The 16,853-nt window shown below is 54.6% G+C and carries 19 protein-coding genes; 12 read left to right on the top strand and 7 right to left on the bottom strand.

All coding sequences use genetic code 11. From position 1 onward, the window contains the following. Positions 1–145: 145 nt before the first annotated feature. From rfaQ to coaD, 7 genes are all read left to right on the top strand, one after another. Complete coding sequence (gene rfaQ, locus ACWKXN_RS17685) at positions 146–1,216, top strand: putative lipopolysaccharide heptosyltransferase III (RefSeq protein ID WP_454544084.1); 1,071 nt, start codon at positions 146–148, stop codon at positions 1,214–1,216. Then, the gene (locus ACWKXN_RS17680) at positions 1,213–2,340 is read left to right on the top strand and encodes a glycosyltransferase family 4 protein (RefSeq protein WP_045887677.1); all 1,128 of its coding nucleotides are present in this window, start codon (positions 1,213–1,215) and stop codon (positions 2,338–2,340) included. Before rfaQ ends, ACWKXN_RS17680 begins: the two co-directional genes overlap by 4 nt. A 2-nt stretch (positions 2,341–2,342) precedes the next feature. Further along, on the top strand, positions 2,343–3,443 hold the full coding sequence (locus ACWKXN_RS17675; protein ID WP_087823691.1) for a glycosyltransferase: 1,101 nt from the start codon (positions 2,343–2,345) through the stop codon (positions 3,441–3,443). 11 nt (positions 3,444–3,454) lie between these two features. Continuing rightward, the gene (locus ACWKXN_RS17670) at positions 3,455–4,444 is read left to right on the top strand and encodes a glycosyltransferase (protein WP_045887675.1); all 990 of its coding nucleotides are present in this window, start codon (positions 3,455–3,457) and stop codon (positions 4,442–4,444) included. Between the two features lie 66 nt (positions 4,445–4,510). Continuing rightward, complete coding sequence (waaA, locus tag ACWKXN_RS17665; RefSeq protein ID WP_032661923.1) at positions 4,511–5,785, top strand: lipid IV(A) 3-deoxy-D-manno-octulosonic acid transferase; 1,275 nt, start codon at positions 4,511–4,513, stop codon at positions 5,783–5,785. Continuing rightward, positions 5,785–6,555: a glycosyltransferase family 2 protein gene (locus ACWKXN_RS17660; protein ID WP_045887674.1), complete on the top strand. Its 771-nt coding sequence runs from the start codon at positions 5,785–5,787 to the stop codon at positions 6,553–6,555. Before waaA ends, ACWKXN_RS17660 begins: the two co-directional genes overlap by 1 nt. A gap of 3 nt (positions 6,556–6,558) precedes the next feature. Next, the gene (gene coaD, locus ACWKXN_RS17655; RefSeq protein WP_045887673.1) at positions 6,559–7,038 is read left to right on the top strand and encodes a pantetheine-phosphate adenylyltransferase; all 480 of its coding nucleotides are present in this window, start codon (positions 6,559–6,561) and stop codon (positions 7,036–7,038) included. 2 nt (positions 7,039–7,040) lie between these two features. Here coaD and mutM read toward each other — a convergent pair whose 3' ends face one another. The 4 genes from mutM to radC form a co-directional block, all read right to left on the bottom strand. Further along, positions 7,041–7,850 carry a bifunctional DNA-formamidopyrimidine glycosylase/DNA-(apurinic or apyrimidinic site) lyase gene (mutM, locus tag ACWKXN_RS17650; protein ID WP_182931383.1) on the bottom strand — a complete coding sequence of 270 codons (810 nt, stop codon included), beginning with the start codon at positions 7,848–7,850 and terminating at the stop codon, positions 7,041–7,043. 72 nt (positions 7,851–7,922) lie between these two features. Continuing rightward, positions 7,923–8,090: a 50S ribosomal protein L33 gene (gene rpmG / locus ACWKXN_RS17645; protein WP_003024094.1), complete on the bottom strand. Its 168-nt coding sequence runs from the start codon at positions 8,088–8,090 to the stop codon at positions 7,923–7,925. A 22-nt stretch (positions 8,091–8,112) separates the two neighbouring features. Next, positions 8,113–8,349: a 50S ribosomal protein L28 gene (gene rpmB / locus ACWKXN_RS17640; RefSeq protein ID WP_002436699.1), complete on the bottom strand. Its 237-nt coding sequence runs from the start codon at positions 8,347–8,349 to the stop codon at positions 8,113–8,115. Between the two features lie 218 nt (positions 8,350–8,567). Continuing rightward, complete coding sequence (radC, locus tag ACWKXN_RS17635; protein WP_048980254.1) at positions 8,568–9,236, bottom strand: RadC family protein; 669 nt, start codon at positions 9,234–9,236, stop codon at positions 8,568–8,570. Positions 9,237–9,408: 172 nt separating this feature from the next. On the opposite strand from radC, the gene coaBC reads away from it, so the two are divergent. The 3 genes from coaBC to slmA all read left to right on the top strand — a co-directional run bounded on the left by coaBC (position 9,409) and on the right by slmA (position 11,773). Next, positions 9,409–10,620, top strand: coding sequence for a bifunctional phosphopantothenoylcysteine decarboxylase/phosphopantothenate--cysteine ligase CoaBC (gene coaBC, locus ACWKXN_RS17630; protein WP_087823747.1), 1,212 nt, complete (start codon positions 9,409–9,411; stop codon positions 10,618–10,620). Next, positions 10,598–11,056 carry a dUTP diphosphatase gene (dut, locus tag ACWKXN_RS17625; protein ID WP_008502691.1) on the top strand — a complete coding sequence of 153 codons (459 nt, stop codon included), beginning with the start codon at positions 10,598–10,600 and terminating at the stop codon, positions 11,054–11,056. The genes coaBC and dut overlap by 23 nt, the downstream gene beginning before the upstream one ends. Before the next feature lie 120 nt (positions 11,057–11,176). After that, positions 11,177–11,773: a nucleoid occlusion factor SlmA gene (gene slmA, locus ACWKXN_RS17620; RefSeq protein WP_010426428.1), complete on the top strand. Its 597-nt coding sequence runs from the start codon at positions 11,177–11,179 to the stop codon at positions 11,771–11,773. A 40-nt stretch (positions 11,774–11,813) separates the two neighbouring features. On the opposite strand, the gene pyrE is transcribed toward slmA, so the two are convergent. Further along, positions 11,814–12,455, bottom strand: a complete 642-nt coding sequence (gene pyrE, locus ACWKXN_RS17615) for an orotate phosphoribosyltransferase (protein ID WP_010426430.1) — start codon at positions 12,453–12,455, stop codon at positions 11,814–11,816. A 67-nt stretch (positions 12,456–12,522) separates the two neighbouring features. Continuing rightward, positions 12,523–13,239 carry a ribonuclease PH gene (rph, locus tag ACWKXN_RS17610; protein ID WP_010426431.1) on the bottom strand — a complete coding sequence of 239 codons (717 nt, stop codon included), beginning with the start codon at positions 13,237–13,239 and terminating at the stop codon, positions 12,523–12,525. A gap of 125 nt (positions 13,240–13,364) precedes the next feature. Here rph and ACWKXN_RS17605 point away from each other — a divergent pair, with 125 nt between their 5' ends. Together ACWKXN_RS17605 and ACWKXN_RS17600 are read left to right on the top strand one after the other, a co-directional pair. Next, positions 13,365–14,228: a YicC/YloC family endoribonuclease gene (locus ACWKXN_RS17605; RefSeq protein ID WP_023309886.1), complete on the top strand. Its 864-nt coding sequence runs from the start codon at positions 13,365–13,367 to the stop codon at positions 14,226–14,228. A gap of 206 nt (positions 14,229–14,434) precedes the next feature. Continuing rightward, entirely contained in the window at positions 14,435–15,052 is a 618-nt protein-coding gene (locus ACWKXN_RS17600; RefSeq protein WP_048980250.1) for a trimeric intracellular cation channel family protein, read from the top strand. Positions 15,053–15,054: 2 nt separating this feature from the next. Here the strand turns inward: ACWKXN_RS17600 and ligB are convergent, their stop codons facing one another. After that, positions 15,055–16,725: an NAD-dependent DNA ligase LigB gene (gene ligB, locus ACWKXN_RS17595; protein ID WP_454544083.1), complete on the bottom strand. Its 1,671-nt coding sequence runs from the start codon at positions 16,723–16,725 to the stop codon at positions 15,055–15,057. Positions 16,726–16,853 lie beyond the last annotated feature (128 nt).

Raw genomic sequence — 16,853 nt, 5'->3', positions numbered from 1 at the left:
GTCCGCAAGACAGGAAAGTTAGCGCTATGTTACGCACTCTCCAAAGCATGAGTAAACCCTTCCAGGGAAATTACTGAGATTATGGAGAAAGAGTGCAAGTCGCTATCAGGTCTATTAGAATTGCCATCAGTACAACGCCGATAAGATGATGATGAATAACTTACCTGACACACCTGATTTGCGCATTTTACTTATCAAACTCCGCCATCATGGCGACATGTTGCTGACCACTCCCGTCATTGATTCGCTACGTCAAAAATGGCCGCAGGCGCAGATTGATGTCCTGCTGTATGAAGAAACGCGCGATATGCTCGCCGCGCATCCGGCGATCGGTACAATTTATGGAATCGATCGTAAATGGAAACAGCTTGGCACGCTGAAGCATCTTCAAAAAGAGTGGCAGTTGCTGCGTGCGTTAAGAAATCAGCATTATCATCTGGTGATTAACCTTGCCGATCAATGGCGTAGCGCGATCGTCACCCGCTTCACCGGTGCACCCGTTCGCCTCGGATTCGCGTTTAACAAACGCAACAGTGCATTCTGGCGTTTTTGTCACACCGATCTGGTCTCTGTCGACGGCCACAAATCCCTGCATACGGTCGAACAGAATCTTTCCATTCTGGCGCCATTACCGGTCGCGCCGCAGCCTGCCGTCACCATGGCTTACACCGCAGAAGACTGGCATCATGCCCGCCAAAAGCTGACGCAGACGGCTGTGGGCGACAGCTATATCGTGATCCAGCCGACGTCCCGCTGGTTCTTTAAATGCTGGAGCGAAGACAAAATGGCGCAAACCATTACTGCACTGCAGCAGGATGGTCATACGGTTGTGCTCACCGCGGGGCCGGATAAAAAAGAGCTGGCGATGATCGATCGCATTCTCGCCGCCTCGCCAAGGACGGGAGTCGTCTCGCTGGCGGGCCAGCTAACGTTGCGCCAGCTGGCCTCACTTATCGATCATGCGCGTCTTTTTATCGGCGTTGACTCCGTTCCAATGCATATGGCCGCCGCGCTGCAAACGCCCTGCGTGGCGCTGTTTGGCCCTTCTAAACTCACGTTTTGGTCTCCATGGCAAGTCAACGGTGAAGTCATCTGGGCCGGCGATTACGGCCCGCTACCCGATCCGGATGCCATTGATACCAAAACGAAAGAACGCTATCTCGACGCCATTCCCGTTGATGCTGTCGTCTCCGCCGCAAGGAGATATCTGTCATGAAAAACCATCGTCTGGCCATTGTTCGCCAAAAGTATCGCCCTGATGGCGGAGCGGAACGCTTCGTTTCGCGCGCTCTCACCGCGCTGAGCAATCAGAACCTTGAGCTCAACGTCATCACGCGTGAGTGGCAGGGAGAGAAGCAAGACGACTGGCATATCCACATTTGCAACCCTCAAAAATGGGGCCGCATCAGTCGGGAACGCGGATTTGCACAGGCCGCGCGCGCGCTGTGGCAGCAACAGCAGTTTGATATTGTTCAAAGCCATGAGCGCATCCCGGGTTGTGATATCTATCGCGCGGGTGATGGGGTGCATCGTCGCTGGCTGCTTCAGCGCGCGCGCATTTTACCAGCCTGGCGTGCGCAAATGCTGATGTATGACCGCTATCACCGCTACGTGATGCGTGCGGAACGGGAAATGTATCAGGCGCCTGAGTTAAAAGCCGTAATCTGCAATGCGGAGATGATCAAACGCGAAATCGTCGAAGACTTTGATATTGACGCAAATAAAATTCATGTGATTTATAATTCTATTGATTCCAGCCGCTTCGTTCCGGCCCAGGAGGCACAGCGTGCGATTTTGCGCCAACAATTTGGTTTGCCAGCCGATGCCGTTGTGTTCTGTTTCGTAGGCTCAGGGTTTGAACGAAAAGGATTAGCCAGCGCCATACGCGCTATCGCTGGAACATCAGCCTGGCTGATTGTGGTTGGGCAAGATAAAGCAGAACGTCGTTATCGCGACCTCGCCCGTTCGTTAGGCTGCGAGGGGCAAATCCGTTTCCTGGGGGTGCAAAAAGAAACTCTGCCTTTTTATCAGCTATCCGATGGTTTACTGTTGCCAACGCTGTATGATCCCTTTCCTAACGTCATTCTTGAAGCGATGGCCTGCGGCTTGCCCGTCATTACTTCAGAGAGTTGCGGTGGTGCAGAGTTTATTCAACAAGGCCAGAACGGATTTTATTGTGACGCACTTGATATCAGTACACTGAAGGAAGCGGTAGCCGCCATTCCTTCACTGGAAAAAAATAACAATATGGGACGAGCGGCACGTGAACGTGTAAAAGACGCCACTCCCGAAAAACTATCAAGTCAGCTTATTACGCTTTATCAAAAATTACTGGATTAAAAATGCGCATCCTAATGATTATTGATGGTTTACCCGGTGGAGGAGCTGAAAAAACGGTTCTTACACTCTCCCGTGGATTAATAGAAATGGGACATCAGGTCTCTCTATTCTCTCTGCGGAAAGTGTGCGACTACGCCATCCCGGAAGGCATCGATTATCAGGTTGTTCAGGACACATGTAAAAAACCGTGGCGAAAGCTGACGGAAATCCCACGCCGCGCCCAACTGCTGGATCAGGCGATTGAGCAAGCTGAGCGCAGCGGCAAATTTGATGTGGTGTTCTCTCACCTGCACAAAACAGACCGCATTGTGTCGCACTGCCGCGCGCTGGAACGTGACAAAGTCTGGTTCTGCGTGCACGGCATGTTCTCGTTTTCCTATCTTCGCCATCGCAGCGGACTTTCGCGCTGGTTTAAACATCTTAAAATTCGTCATACCTACGAAAACCGCAACGTTGTCGCCGTCTCAGGCGCCGTGTTGACAGACCTTTCCGAGACGCTGGCGCTCAATCTTCGACGCAAAGCGGTTATCCATAATCCTTTCGATATTCCTGAAATTCAGCGTCTGGCGGATGCGCCCTTCGAGATGCAGGGAAAGGATTACATTATTCATGTTGGCCGCTTCCATGAGCACAAACGCCACGACCGCCTTTTACGTGCGTTCGCCCTGAGTAAAATTGACACAACCCTGGTCATGATGGGCAATGGGTCTGACGCTCAAATTCAAAAACTCAAGCAGCTTGCTGCCGAGCTGGGTATTGAAAACAAAACGGTTTTCCGCCCGTTCGAGTCCAATCCCTATCCCTGGATTAAAGGGGCACGCCTTTTAGTGTTAAGTTCTGACTGCGAAGGTTTTGGTAATGTGCTGGTCGAAGCCATTATCTGCCAGACGCCACCGGTCAGTACAAATTGCCCCGGAGGCCCTGCCGAAATCCTCACCGGCGCTTTAGCGCGCGGGCTGGCAGAGTTAAATGACGAGTCACTGGCAAAAACGCTGGCGGATATTTATACCGCCCCACCGGTCGTTGGCGATACAACCATCGCGTCGTTCGGTATCAATGCCATTTGCCAGCAATATATTGCTCTGGTCGACAATCAAAAATAATCAGGTTTCTTATGCAAAATTCAGCCCCATTGTTAAGCGTGGTGGTTGCCGTTTATAACGGTGAAGCTTTCCTGGATCAGTTCTTTACCTGCCTTGTCAATCAACGCATCGACAGCATGGAAGTCATCATTGTCAATGACGGCTCTACTGACCGCTCGATGGAGATCGTCGAAAACTGGCGAGAAAAACTGCCGCAGCTGCAGGTCATAGAACAGCAAAACCAGGGCGTATCCATCGCGCGTAACACCGGTCTGGCCGTTGCGACGGGTCAATATCTCTCTTTCCCGGATATTGATGATGTCTTTAAACCCGGCATGTACCAACACCTGCTGGATATGGCCGTCACGCAGGATCTGGATGTCGCCACCTGTAACGGGAATTACGTCTGGGAGAATAACAAGAAACCCTCGCGCCCGATCTTCCCTGAAGACAAACTGGCTTCGACTGGGGTCATGGCTGGCCCTGCGTGGTTAAAAATGGCGCTGGACTCTCGTAAATTCCTTCACGTCACCTGGCTGAACATCTATCGCCACGACTTTATCCGTAAACACAATTTCCATTTCGAGCCCGGCCTGCGCCATCAGGATATCCCGTGGACCACCGAAGTGCTGCTCGCGGCAGAGCGGGTTCAGTACACCAGTGAACGTTATTACGACTACTACATTCACTCCGCATCGGTGTCCCATATGCCGGACAATGACGACACGCTGATTCGTTCCGCGCGTCACTACATGAAAATCCTGCAGATGCTCGACGCCATCAATCAGCGCTACCCGGATAAAGTGAAAGGGATCCCTGCCTGCCACTGGCAAATTGCCAAAGAGGGGCTGGGCATTATTCACACCTTCGACAACATGAAGGATGAGAAGAAGAAATCAATGATTATTAAAGAGTTCTTCGAAACAGGCATCTGGAAACTCATCTGGAAAAGTGCAAAAAGTCCGCGTCTGCGCTGGCGGCTGGGTCGACGTTATTTCCGTTTGAAACGGTATCTGGCATAAGAGATAGCTTTACCTGGCCTAAATGCTTAGAATTTGCCCGCCGAAACTAAAAAAACGGATAATCGCTTGGAATTGTTGTATACCGCTCTGCTCTACATCATTCAGCCACTGGTGTGGCTGAGACTGTTGCTTCGTAGCCGGAAAGCGCCTGCGTATCGTAAACGCTGGGCTGAACGCTATGGCTTCTGCCGCAATAAAGTCGTACCGGACGGTATTTTGCTGCATTCCGTTTCTGTCGGTGAAACGCTGGCAGCGATCCCGCTGGTTCGCGCCCTGCGTCACCGCTACCCGTCGCTGCCAATCACCGTCACGACGATGACGCCGACCGGCTCGGAGCGCGCGTTATCCGCTTTCGGCAAAGACGTGCAGCACGTCTATCTGCCTTACGATCTGCCCTGCGCCATGAATCGTTTCCTGAATACCGTTCGCCCGAAGCTGGTGATCGTGATGGAAACTGAACTGTGGCCGAATATGATTTCCGCCCTGCATGCCCGTAAAATCCCGCTGGTCATTGCCAACGCGCGCCTTTCAGAGCGCTCGGCGAAAGGTTACGGCAAGCTGGGTAAGTTTATGCGCCGCCTGCTGAGCAAAATTACGCTGATTGCCGCGCAGAACGAAGAGGATGCGGCACGCTTTATCGCGCTGGGCCTGAAACGCAACCAGCTTGCGGTAACGGGCAGCCTGAAATTTGATATTTCCGTTACCCCTGAACTCGCCGCCCGTGCGATCACGCTGCGTCGCCAGTGGGCCCCGCGTCGTCAGGTCTGGATTGCCACCAGTACTCATGATGGCGAAGAAGAGATCATTCTGCAGGCTCACCGCAAGCTGCTGGAAAAATTCCCTGATTTACTGCTGATCCTCGTGCCGCGCCATCCGGAGCGTTTTAAAGATGCCCGTGAAATGGTGCAGAAAGGCGGCTTCAGCTTCACGCTGCGCAGCAGCGGTGAAATCCCTTCCGGCAGCACCCAGGTGGTGATTGGCGATACGATGGGCGAGCTGATGCTGCTGTACGGAATCGCTGACCTCGCGTTTGTCGGTGGCAGCCTGGTCGAGCGCGGCGGTCATAACCCGCTGGAGCCGGCAGCCCACGCCATTCCGGTACTGATGGGGCCGCACACGTTTAACTTCAAAGATATCTGCGCGAAACTACAGCAGGCCGATGGTTTAATTACCGTGACCGATGCGGATTCGGTGGTTAAAGAGGTATCGACCCTTCTGACTGACGAAGATTATCGCCTGTGGTACGGGCGCCATGCCGTCGAAGTGCTGCACCAGAACCAGGGCGCACTGACCCGACTGCTGCAGCTTCTGCAACCTTATCTGCCCCAGCGGAGCCACTGATGTCAACGCGCCTGTCGGTCGTCATGATCGCCAAAAACGCCGCCGACCTGCTTCCGGATTGCCTGGCGTCGGTTGCCTGGGCTGACGAGATAGTCATTCTTGACTCCGGAAGTACCGACAACACGGTGGACGTTGCCCGGGCAGCGGGCGCAAAAGTCTTTGTCGACGCTGACTGGCAGGGCTACGGCATCCAGCGCCAGCGCGCGCAGGGGTATGCCACAGGTGATTATGTCCTGATGCTCGACACCGACGAACGCATCACGCCTGAGCTTCAGCAGGCCATTCAGGCGGTGATTTCCTCGCCCCAGCCTGGCGCCGTATACAGCATTGCCCGCCGCAACTACTTCCTTGGCCGTTTTATGCGCCACAGCGGCTGGTATCCTGACCGCGTGATGCGCCTCTACGAGCGCGAGCGGTATCAATACAACGACAATCTGGTGCATGAATCCCTGAGCTGCGATAGTGCCCAGGTGATTCCCCTGACGGGCGATTTGCTGCACCTGACCTGCCGTGATTTCGCGAGCTTCCAGCGTAAACAGCTCAACTATGCCACCGCATGGGCTCAGGAGCGTCACCAGCGCGGCAAGAAGGCCTCGCTGACGGGTATCTTCACCCACACGCTGGGCGCGTTCCTGAAAACGCTGCTGCTGCGTGGTGGCGTCCTGGACGGCAAGCAGGGCTGGTTACTCGCGGTTGTGAATGCCCAGTATACTTTCAACAAATACACCGAGCTGTGGGCGCTCTGCCGCGGCTACTCAGAGAAAACGTGAGCCATGAGCACAAAAGCGATTTATCCGGGTACCTTCGATCCGATCACCAACGGTCATCTTGATATCATCACCCGTGCGGCGTGCATGTTCGACAAGGTGATCCTGGCCATTGCCGCCAGCCCCAGCAAAAAGCCGATGTTTGACCTCAACGAGCGCGTACAGCTCGCCACCGATGCCATTTCGCACCTGCAGAATGTTGAGGTGGTCGGATTTAGCGACCTGATGGCAAACTTCGCCCGCGCTCAGCAGGCCAATATTCTGATCCGTGGTTTACGCGCGGTGGCAGACTTTGAGTATGAGATGCAGCTGGCGCACATGAACCGCCACCTGATGCCGGAGCTGGAGAGCGTGTTCCTGATGCCCTCCAAAGAGTGGTCGTTTATCTCTTCCACGCTGGTAAAAGAGGTGGCGCGTCATCACGGCGATGTCACCCATTTCCTGCCGACTAACGTCCACCATGCATTGATGGAAAAGCTAAAGTAGCCTTATTTCTGGCACTGACGGCAGTAGAACGTGGCGCGCTGGGCGTGCTTCGTGGCAATCACCGGCGTGCCGCAGACTCTGCACGGTTCGCCTTTACGGCCATACACCTGCAGCTCCTGGGCAAAATAGCCCGGCTTGCCGTCACTTTGCAGGAAGTCCTTCAACGTTGTCCCGCCCTGCTCAATCGAGCGAAGTAATACGGCTTTAATCACCCGGACCAGCAGCTCGCACTCCTGCGCCGACAGCGAAGAGGCCAGCCGATCGGGATGGATCCCCGCCGCAAACAGCGATTCGCTGGCGTAGATATTCCCCACGCCGACCACCAGCTTGTTATCCATCAGCCAGGGCTTAATCGGGCTTTTCTTCTTCGCACACTTCGCCTTGAGGTATTCCGCGTTAAACGTGTCTGAGAGCGGCTCCGGGCCCAGATGCGCCAGCACGTTATGCCCTTCCAGCTCCTTCGTCCACAGCCACGCGCCAAAGCGCCGTGGGTCGGTGTAACGGAGCACTTTGCCGTTGCTCATCACCAGATCGACGTGGTCGTGCTTTTCCGCAGGCAGTTCTTCGGTAAGAATGCGCAGGCTCCCGGACATCCCCAGGTGGATAATAATCCAGCCGTCGGGCAGTTCCAGCAGCAGGTATTTCGCGCGACGCTGTACGCTAAGGACGGGTTTATCGCTCAGGGCATGGATCTCATCGGACACCGGCCAGCGCAGACGTCCATTGCGGACCACCGCGTGAAGAATCGTCGCGCCGACCAGATGGGGCTCAATGCCGCGACGGCTGGTTTCTACCTCAGGTAATTCAGGCATGGTTCCTCCGTTGAGATGCAGAATGCAAAAAACCCCGCAGTTGCGGGGTTTTTCGATACAAGGAGACTAAAATTATTTGATTTTAGCTTCTTTGTACAGTACGTGCTGGCGTACAACTGGATCGAATTTTTTCAGTTCCAGTTTTTCCGGCTTAGTACGTTTGTTCTTCGTGGTGGTGTAGAAGTGACCTGTACCAGCAGAAGAAACCAGCTTGATTTTCTCGCGAATACCTTTAGCCATGATTTATTTCCTCTTTAAGTACTTAGTACTTTTCGCCACGGGCACGCAGTTCGGACAGAACTGTATCGATGCCTTTCTTATCGATTACACGCATACCTTTAGCAGATACGCGCAGGGTGACAAAACGCTTCTCGCTCTCAACCCAGAAACGGTGAGAGTGCAGGTTCGGCAGGAAACGGCGTTTAGTCGCGTTCAGTGCGTGGGAACGGTTGTTACCGGTCACCGGACGCTTGCCAGTAACTTGGCAGACTCGGGACATGTCTATTCTCCAAAAATCAAATTAGCTCGAGCTTCGTATGGGGTATCGGCGCCTCGTCAGGCTTTACAGCCCGGTCATCGCATAGTTCTAAGTGAACTCTCGATTGCCAGGCCCAAATGCCAAACCCGAGATTCTCAAAGGTGGCGTAGTATACGCTGACTCGGCGGTGTGCTCAAGTCCCGAACAGACAAAGATCCCGATGGATCGCGAGAAATAGCCTAAATCCAGCCATGTTCTGCGAAAGAAATGTACTCACCGCGGCCAATTATCAGATGGTCCAGCACACGAATGTCCATGAATTGACAGCATTTGATAATGCGTTCGGTGATTTCTTTGTCCGCTCTGCTCGGTTCTGCACAGCCAGAGGGGTGATTATGCGCGAGGATCACGCCCGCTGCATTCACTTTTATCGCTTCCCGCACAATTTCACGCGGATGCACCTCAACGTGACTCAACGTGCCCGCAAAGAGACAGCTATGTTTCAGCACCCGATTTCTGTTATCGACAAAGATCACTATAAAGATCTCGCGTTCAATATCAGTTAACTGGCTTTGCAGGAATTCACGCGTCATTTCTGGCGTCAGGATCGGATCTTCCTTCTCCATGCGGACATTGTAAAAACGGCGGGCAAGTTCAGCAATGCCCCTCAGCTGGGCATATTTCGCCACGCCAATTCCCTCAACGTGCTTAAACTGCGCCATATCGGCGGTCAATAAACCGTACAGCGAACCGAAATGTGCGATCAGCTCTTTTGCCAGCGTAAATACCGTTTTTCCGGGCGTTCCGGTACGTAAAAAGAGCGCCAGCAGTTCATCGTCTTTTAACAGGCTAACGCCATAGCGCAGCAGTTTTTCGCGCGGCAGCAGCTCCTCATCCTCTTCTTCCATGCTCTTTCTCCCCTTTTTAACCTTATGCTGCCACAGGCCAATCCGTCGCTCGACGGCCACATTGCGTTCTTGCGTAGCGCCTCGCAAAGTGGTCGAAGGACAAAATCACCCCGCTTTGGGGATTGTGATAAAATGCCCGCTCTCTGGTGAAACCCAACAGGAAAGAATCATGATGAGCCTGGCCGGTAAAAAAATCGTTCTTGGCGTGAGCGGCGGCATTGCTGCTTATAAAGCGCCGGAGCTGGTGCGTCGTCTGCGCGAGCGCGGAGCTGACGTGCGGGTCGCGATAACCGAAGGCGGTAAAGCCTTTATCACTCCCCTGAGCCTGCAGGCCGTTTCAGGATACCCGGTATCTGACAGCCTGCTCGATCCGGCCGCCGAAGCCGCGATGGGCCATATTGAGCTGGGTAAATGGGCAGACCTGGTTATCCTCGCCCCCGCCACGGCTGATTTAATCGCTCGGGTAGCGGCCGGTATGGCAAACGATCTGGTCTCCACTATTTGTCTGGCCACGCCTGCGCCTGTTGCCGTCGTTCCTGCCATGAACCAGCAGATGTACCGTAACGCGGCCACCCAGCATAATCTTGAGACGCTGGCCTCACGCGGCCTGCTTATCTGGGGTCCGGACAGCGGCAGCCAGGCCTGCGGCGACGTTGGCCCGGGTCGCATGCTTGATCCGCTGACGATTGTTGATATGGCCGCAGCCCATTTTTCGCCTGTCAACGATCTGCAACATCTCAACATCATGATTACCGCGGGCCCCACGCGCGAGCCGCTGGATCCGGTGCGCTACATCACCAACCACAGCTCCGGCAAAATGGGCTTTGCGATTGCCGCCGCCGCCGCAAGGCGTGGCGCGAACGTCACGCTGGTGAGCGGCCCGGTATCGCTGCCTACCCCTGCGTTTGTGAAGCGAATTGACGTCACCACCGCGCTGGAGATGGAAGCCGCCGTGCAGGCACATGCGCAAAGCCAGCAGATTTTTATCGGCTGTGCGGCCGTCGCAGACTATCGTGCCGAGACTATCGCCGAGGCTAAAATTAAAAAGCAAGGCGATGAATTAACACTAAAAATGGTGAAAAACCCGGACATTGTCGCCGGTGTCGCCGCACTAAAAAGCCATCGTCCATACGTTGTTGGGTTTGCCGCAGAAACGAATAATGTGGAAGAATATGCCCGGCAAAAACGTACCCGCAAAAACCTCGATTTGATTTGCGCGAACGACGTATCGCTGGCCACACAAGGATTTAACAGCGACAGCAACGCACTGCACCTTTTCTGGCAGGATGGAGATAAAGTCTTACCGCTTGAGCGCAAGGAACTCCTGGGCCAACAATTACTCGACGAGATCGTTACCCGTTATGATGAAAAAAATCGACGTTAAGATTCTGGACCCGCGTGTTGGCGAGCAATTCCCGCTGCCAACCTATGCCACCTCCGGCTCTGCCGGTCTTGACCTGCGCGCCTGTCTCGATGACGCCGTAGAACTGGCTCCGGGTGCCACTACCCTGGTTCCAACTGGCCTGGCAATTCACATTGCTGACCCGTCGCTGGCAGCGGTGATCCTGCCGCGCTCTGGTCTGGGTCATAAGCACGGCGTTGTGCTGGGTAACCTGGTCGGCCTGATCGACTCCGACTACCAGGGTCAGCTGATGGTCTCCGTCTGGAACCGTGGTCAGGACAGCTTCACCATTGAACCGGGCGAGCGTATCGCCCAGATGGTCTTTGTACCGGTGGTACAGGCAGAATTTAACCTGGTGGCAGACTTTGACGCCACCGACCGTGGCGAAGGCGGCTTCGGCCATTCCGGGCGCAAATAACGGCCCGAAAGATACGTATCTCACAGCGTTATAATGCAATAACAAACCGCAAACGCCCGTTTGCGGTCGCTGTGTGGATGCCAGCCTGGCAAGTGCTTATTTTCAGGGGTATTTTGTAACATGGCAGAAAAACAAACCGCGAAAAGGAATCGTCGCGAAGAAATACTTCAATCTCTGGCTCTGATGCTTGAATCCAGCGATGGCAGTCAACGCATCACCACCGCTAAACTGGCCGCCTCTGTAGGCGTGTCTGAGGCGGCGCTGTACCGTCATTTCCCGAGCAAGACCCGAATGTTCGACAGCCTGATCGAGTTTATTGAAGACAGCCTGATCACGCGCATCAACCTGATTCTGAAAGACGAAAAAGACACCACCGCGCGTCTGCGTCTGATTGTGCTGCTAATCCTGGGCTTCGGTGAACGCAATCCGGGCTTAACCCGTATCCTCACCGGCCACGCGCTGATGTTTGAACAGGACAGACTGCAGGGCCGCATTAACCAGCTTTTCGAGCGTATTGAAGCGCAGCTGCGCCAGGTACTACGCGAAAAGAAAATGCGTGAAGGCGAAGGTTACACCATTGATGAAACGCTGCTGGCGAGCCAGATTCTGGCGTTTTGTGAAGGGATGCTCTCCCGCTTTGTGCGTAGCGAATTCAAATACCGTCCAACGGACGATTTTGACGCCCGCTGGCCGTTAGTGGCTGCTCAGTTGCAGTAATCCGTAAGCCCGGTAAGCGTAGCGCCACCGGGCAATTTAATTACACCCCGAACTCTTCCCGGTACGCACGTACCGCCGCCAGATGGTCCGCCATCTCAGGCTTCTCTTCCAGATACGCAATCAGGTCTTTCAGGGTAATAATCGACGTCACTTTGCAGCTGTAATCGCGTTCGACTTCCTGAATAGCGGAAATTTCACCGCGACCACGCTCCTGACGATCCAGAGAAATCAGCACGCCAGCAAGCGTCGCACCGTTGGCCTGAATAATCTCCATCGATTCACGGATCGCCGTACCCGCGGTAATCACGTCATCGACCAGCATGACGCGGCCCTGCAGCGCGCTGCCGACCAGATTCCCGCCTTCGCCATGGGTTTTGGCCTCTTTGCGGTTAAAGCAGTACGGCACGTCGCGGTCATGGTGTTCCGCCAGCGCCACCGCGGTGGTGGTCGCAATCGGAATGCCTTTATAGGCCGGGCCAAACAGCAGGTCAAAATCAATCCCGGAATCCACCAGCGCTTCGGCATAGAAACGGCCTAACAGTGCCAGATCGCGCCCGGTATTAAACAGCCCGGCGTTGAAGAAATAGGGACTTTTACGCCCGGATTTCAGCGTAAATTCGCCAAACTTAAGTACCTGCTTGTTAAGCGCAAACTCAATAAACTGGCGCTGATACGATTTCATGGATTTGCTCCTTTGGTTTTTCTGTCTTACAGGCAAAAAAAAGGCGACTCATTGGTCGCCTTTAAAATCAATTTTCTAACGCCGCTTTCTGCGTCGTTACAATGGATTCGATTCCCCCTCGGGCTAACGCCAGCAGGGAGAGAAGCTCTTCGTGGGTGAACGGCTCGCCTTCCGCCGTGCCCTGCACCTCAATGATGCGACCGTCTTCGGTCATCACCACGTTCATGTCGGTTTCGGCTGCGGAGTCTTCAACGTATTCCAGATCGCAAAGCGCTTCGCCGTTAACGATACCTACAGAAACCGCCGCAACCATGCCTTTCATAGGGTTGGTTTTCAGCTTACCGGCCGCAACCAGCTTGTTCAGGGCATCGGCCAGCGCCACGCAGGCGCCGGTAATGGACGCGGTACGCGTGCCACCGTCAGCCTGAATCACGTCGCAGTCCAGCGTGATGGTGAATTCGCCGAGGATTTTCAGGTCAACGGCGGCGCGCAGCGCACGCGCGATCAGACGCTGAATCTCCATGGTACGACCGCCCTGCTTACCCTTTGCCGCTTCACGGGCATTACGGGTATGGGTCGCACGCGGCAGCATGCCGTATTCTGCGGTGATCCACCCCTGGCCCTGACCTTTCAGGAAGCGCGGAACGCCTTCTTCGATGGAGGCGGTGCACAGCACTTTAGTGTCACCAAACTCAACCAGCACGGAGCCTTCAGCGTGTTTTGTATAGTTACGGGTCAGGGTGACGGGACGCACCTGGTTGGCGCTACGACCTGATGGACGCATGATGGATTCTCCGGCTTGAAACGAATGTGGCTGCGCATTATACGGATAAAGGACGCTTATTCCTATCCTGAGAAGCCCCCGAAAGCTATAATCCCCCCATCTCTCCTTTAAAAACGGGAATGTCTATGATCCGCAGTATGACCGCCTACGCCCGGCGTGAAATCAAGGGTAGCTGGGGTAGCGCCACATGGGAAATGCGCTCGGTAAACCAGCGTTACCTGGAAACGTATTTCCGTATGCCGGAGCAGTTCCGCAGCCTTGAGCCTGTCGTACGTGAACGTATCCGTACGCGTCTGACGCGCGGAAAAGTTGAATGTAACCTGCGCTTTGAGCCTGATGCGAGCGCACAGGGCGAGCTCATCCTCAACGAAAAACTGGCAAAACAGCTCGTGAATGCGGCGAACTGGGTCAAAATGCAGAGCGATGAAGGCGAAATCAACCCGGTTGATATTCTGCGCTGGCCTGGCGTCATGGCCGCCGGTGAGCAGGATCTGGACGCCATTGCCGCTGAAATCCTGGCAGCTCTCGACGGCACGCTGGACGACTTTATCGTTGCCCGCGAAACCGAAGGTCAGGCGCTGAAAGCGATGATTGAGCAGCGTCTTGAAGGCGTGAGCACCGAAGTTGCCAAAGTCCGCACCCATATGCCAGAAGTGCTGCAATGGCAGCGCGAGCGCCTTGTCGCCAAACTGGAAGAAGCGGAAGTTCAGCTGGAAAACACCCGCCTGGAACAAGAGCTGGTGCTGATGGCGCAGCGTATCGATGTCGCTGAAGAACTGGACCGTCTGGAAGCGCACGTTAAAGAAACCTACAACATTCTGAAGAAAAAAGAAGCTGTGGGCCGCCGTCTGGACTTTATGATGCAGGAGTTCAACCGCGAGTCGAACACCCTAGCGTCTAAGTCGATCAATGCAGAAGTGACGAATTCAGCGATTGAGCTGAAAGTGCTGATTGAACAGATGCGCGAGCAGATCCAGAACATCGAGTAATGCTTTTCGGGTGGTGTCGACAGCACCACCCATTACTATTTCTAATCCATCTTAACGCCAATTTTGTCGCTTTACCGCCTTTCATCAAGCTTTCTCTATAGAACTTGATAAAAATTTATAGGGCAAACTGACTCGCCTTAGAAAATCTCAATCGTGATCTTGCGCACAAATCGCTAACCTCCCCCCGCGTTCACACCGGAGGGTATATGCTGCTTCACATCCTTTATCTCATTGGCATCACCGCAGAAGCCATGACCGGCGCACTTGCCGCCGGACGTCGCCGTATGGACACCTTCGGCGTGATCATTATTGCTACAGCAACCGCACTGGGCGGCGGTTCCGTGCGCGATATCCTGCTTGGCCATTACCCGCTCGGCTGGGTTAAACACCCTGAGTATGTGATTATTGTTGCGACGGCCGCCGTGTTAACCACCATAGTGGCGCCCGTTATGCCCCATCTTCGCCGCCTGTTCCTGGTGCTTGATGCGCTGGGGCTGATCGTCTTTTCGATAATCGGCGCGCAAATCGCGCTCGATATGGGGGAAGGACCGGTTATCGCCACCATTGCTGCCGTGGTCACGGGCGTATTCGGCGGTGTGCTGCGCGATATGTTCTGCAAACGCATCCCCCTGGTCTTTCAAAAAGAGCTGTATGCCGGCATCTCCTTTGCGGCAGCGGTGCTCTATATCGCCCTGCAGCATTACGTTTCAAACCATGATGTGGTGGTCATCTCGACGCTGCTGTTTGGCTTTACGGCCCGCATGCTGGCGCTGCGTCTGAAGCTCGGACTGCCCGTTTTTCATTACAAACACAGCACCCACTAGCTTCAGAACCCGTTGATGTGCTGTTCAGCGAGCCATTTCGCCAGCACATCAATCTGAGGCGCGTGAATCCAGTTTACGATTTGTCGCGCTTTCTCCTCTCCCGTTCCCGGCAGGGTCTGCCAGTCCTTTGCGTTGCGCCCGCTCATCTTCTGCCACGATATGTCTCCCATCGCCTTCAGCGAAGCCTGGGTCAATGGCACACCCATTGCCATGAGCCAGCGGATAAACGGCTTCTCGCGCACCAGATTAAATCGGTGCCAGAGCGCCAGCCCGCGTGCTGAGGAAAACCCCGGTGTAGCCTGCAGCTGCGCCTGCGTTAATAACAGCCATGAAAAGAGATGTTCAAAACGATGTGCCTGCCAGAGGGTCCGCCAGCCTGATTCGCCTAATCCTTCAATATCGAATACCTGCTTTGAACTGAGCCAGGTCAGCCGGGCAAAGAACTGCTCCATACACTCCGGCGAAGCATAGAAACAGCTAAGAGCATGATAGCGTGAGGCCGGTGGCTCTGGTTTATGTCTGTCAGTCCCGCGCCAGAGCACCTTATCAAGCCGGGGGATACCCTGCCCGGCCAGGCTGATCTGTATCTGATCCCCTGGAGCAATATCCAGACTCTGCCAGCGCCCAACCGAGCCCAGACTCACCCGCTGCACCTGTTTATCATCCAGTTGCACGGGTTCCAGCGCTGCTACAACGGAAATTTTGCCCGTGCGCCCCACGGAAAAATGAATATCACTCACCTCAGCGACCTGGGCTGCGGGAGGATATTTCCACGCGACAACCCAGATGCCTTCTCCCGGTAACCACTCTTCGCCCGCAGGTTCATCCTCCGAACGCACCACAATGCCATCCGTGGCAAAGGGTAATGCGGTCACGTGCCAGGCCGCGCGCTGCTTCTCGACGGCATCGACAGATTCGGCGGGTAGCGTATACCGTGCCGACAGCGTAAAACCGGCCTGAGACAGTTCAGCTAAAGATGTACGCATATCTTTCGGTCCGTCCGGCCAGGCCCAGATGAATACGCCGATCTTGCTTAATAGCGAGTTATCCTTTTGCCGCATCATCGCCCCCGCCACCTTGGCGCGAGCGTTCATTCCGCCCATCTGGTTCTGAATGTGGTTGTCGCGTAACCAGTAAAGCTCGCCCTGCAAGACGCTATTCGCCAGCGCGCCGGTGAGCTTTTGCGGAACCGACGGGATTAAACGCACCTTATCGGTCCAGTCTTCCCCTTTCAGGCCATCACCGCGACTGATAGCCTGGGTTAACTTTCCGTTGCGATAGACCAGCGTTACCGCCACACCGTCAACTTTGGGCTGCAGCCACAGATGTTGTCGGGTACGCATCCACTGTCTCAACTCCTCTTTGCTGGCCACTTTATGTACGCCCGTATGGGCAACGGGATGTTTTACACTTCCCGCCAGCGCCGGGAGTTTCTCTTCTGAAGGCTCACCGCCAAAACAGCGCTGCCACTGCGTTAATCGCCCGTGAAGCTGGTCGTAAACCTCGTCGTTGATCTCACTTACGCCCTGCTTCCAGTAAGCCTCATCCCAGCGTTTGATTTGGGCGCTTAACGACGCCATCTCTTTTTCTGCTTTTGCCTGCGACCACACCGGACACACCGCCACGCCATAGCCACACCACAACAGCATTAACCCGCTTATCCATCGCCACATCGCTACCCCTCCTATGCATTGCCGGAGATATACCCGGATACCTGAAACAACGCTAACGGCAACGTTTCACAATGCGATACGCTATCCGGTGTTTCTTTTGGTTGCTGAAAACCACAGATAAAACCTGA

This window comes from Enterobacter sp. UPMP2060 (assembly GCF_053709655.1).
This window is presented reverse-complemented; position numbering and strand designations above follow the sequence as displayed.

Excerpts from the sequence above, each read along its gene's own strand:
- ACWKXN_RS17605 (WP_023309886.1), top strand. The coding sequence starts at position 13,365 with ATGATCCGCAGTATGACCGCCTACGCCCGGCGTGAAATCAAGGGTAGC.
- ligB (WP_454544083.1), bottom strand. The coding sequence starts at position 16,725 with ATGTGGCGATGGATAAGCGGGTTAATGCTGTTGTGGTGTGGCTATGGC.
- ACWKXN_RS17675 (WP_087823691.1), top strand. The coding sequence starts at position 2,343 with ATGCGCATCCTAATGATTATTGATGGTTTACCCGGTGGAGGAGCTGAA.
- rpmB (WP_002436699.1), bottom strand. The coding sequence starts at position 8,349 with ATGTCCCGAGTCTGCCAAGTTACTGGCAAGCGTCCGGTGACCGGTAAC.
- coaD (WP_045887673.1), top strand. The coding sequence starts at position 6,559 with ATGAGCACAAAAGCGATTTATCCGGGTACCTTCGATCCGATCACCAAC.
- dut (WP_008502691.1), top strand. The coding sequence starts at position 10,598 with ATGATGAAAAAAATCGACGTTAAGATTCTGGACCCGCGTGTTGGCGAG.
- mutM (WP_182931383.1), bottom strand. The coding sequence starts at position 7,850 with ATGCCTGAATTACCTGAGGTAGAAACCAGCCGTCGCGGCATTGAGCCC.
- coaBC (WP_087823747.1), top strand. The coding sequence starts at position 9,409 with ATGAGCCTGGCCGGTAAAAAAATCGTTCTTGGCGTGAGCGGCGGCATT.
- ACWKXN_RS17680 (WP_045887677.1), top strand. The coding sequence starts at position 1,213 with ATGAAAAACCATCGTCTGGCCATTGTTCGCCAAAAGTATCGCCCTGAT.
- rpmG (WP_003024094.1), bottom strand. The coding sequence starts at position 8,090 with ATGGCTAAAGGTATTCGCGAGAAAATCAAGCTGGTTTCTTCTGCTGGT.
- ACWKXN_RS17660 (WP_045887674.1), top strand. The coding sequence starts at position 5,785 with ATGTCAACGCGCCTGTCGGTCGTCATGATCGCCAAAAACGCCGCCGAC.
- ACWKXN_RS17670 (WP_045887675.1), top strand. The coding sequence starts at position 3,455 with ATGCAAAATTCAGCCCCATTGTTAAGCGTGGTGGTTGCCGTTTATAAC.
- rfaQ (WP_454544084.1), top strand. The coding sequence starts at position 146 with ATGATGATGAATAACTTACCTGACACACCTGATTTGCGCATTTTACTT.
- slmA (WP_010426428.1), top strand. The coding sequence starts at position 11,177 with ATGGCAGAAAAACAAACCGCGAAAAGGAATCGTCGCGAAGAAATACTT.
- ACWKXN_RS17600 (WP_048980250.1), top strand. The coding sequence starts at position 14,435 with ATGCTGCTTCACATCCTTTATCTCATTGGCATCACCGCAGAAGCCATG.
- rph (WP_010426431.1), bottom strand. The coding sequence starts at position 13,239 with ATGCGTCCATCAGGTCGTAGCGCCAACCAGGTGCGTCCCGTCACCCTG.
- pyrE (WP_010426430.1), bottom strand. The coding sequence starts at position 12,455 with ATGAAATCGTATCAGCGCCAGTTTATTGAGTTTGCGCTTAACAAGCAG.
- radC (WP_048980254.1), bottom strand. The coding sequence starts at position 9,236 with ATGGAAGAAGAGGATGAGGAGCTGCTGCCGCGCGAAAAACTGCTGCGC.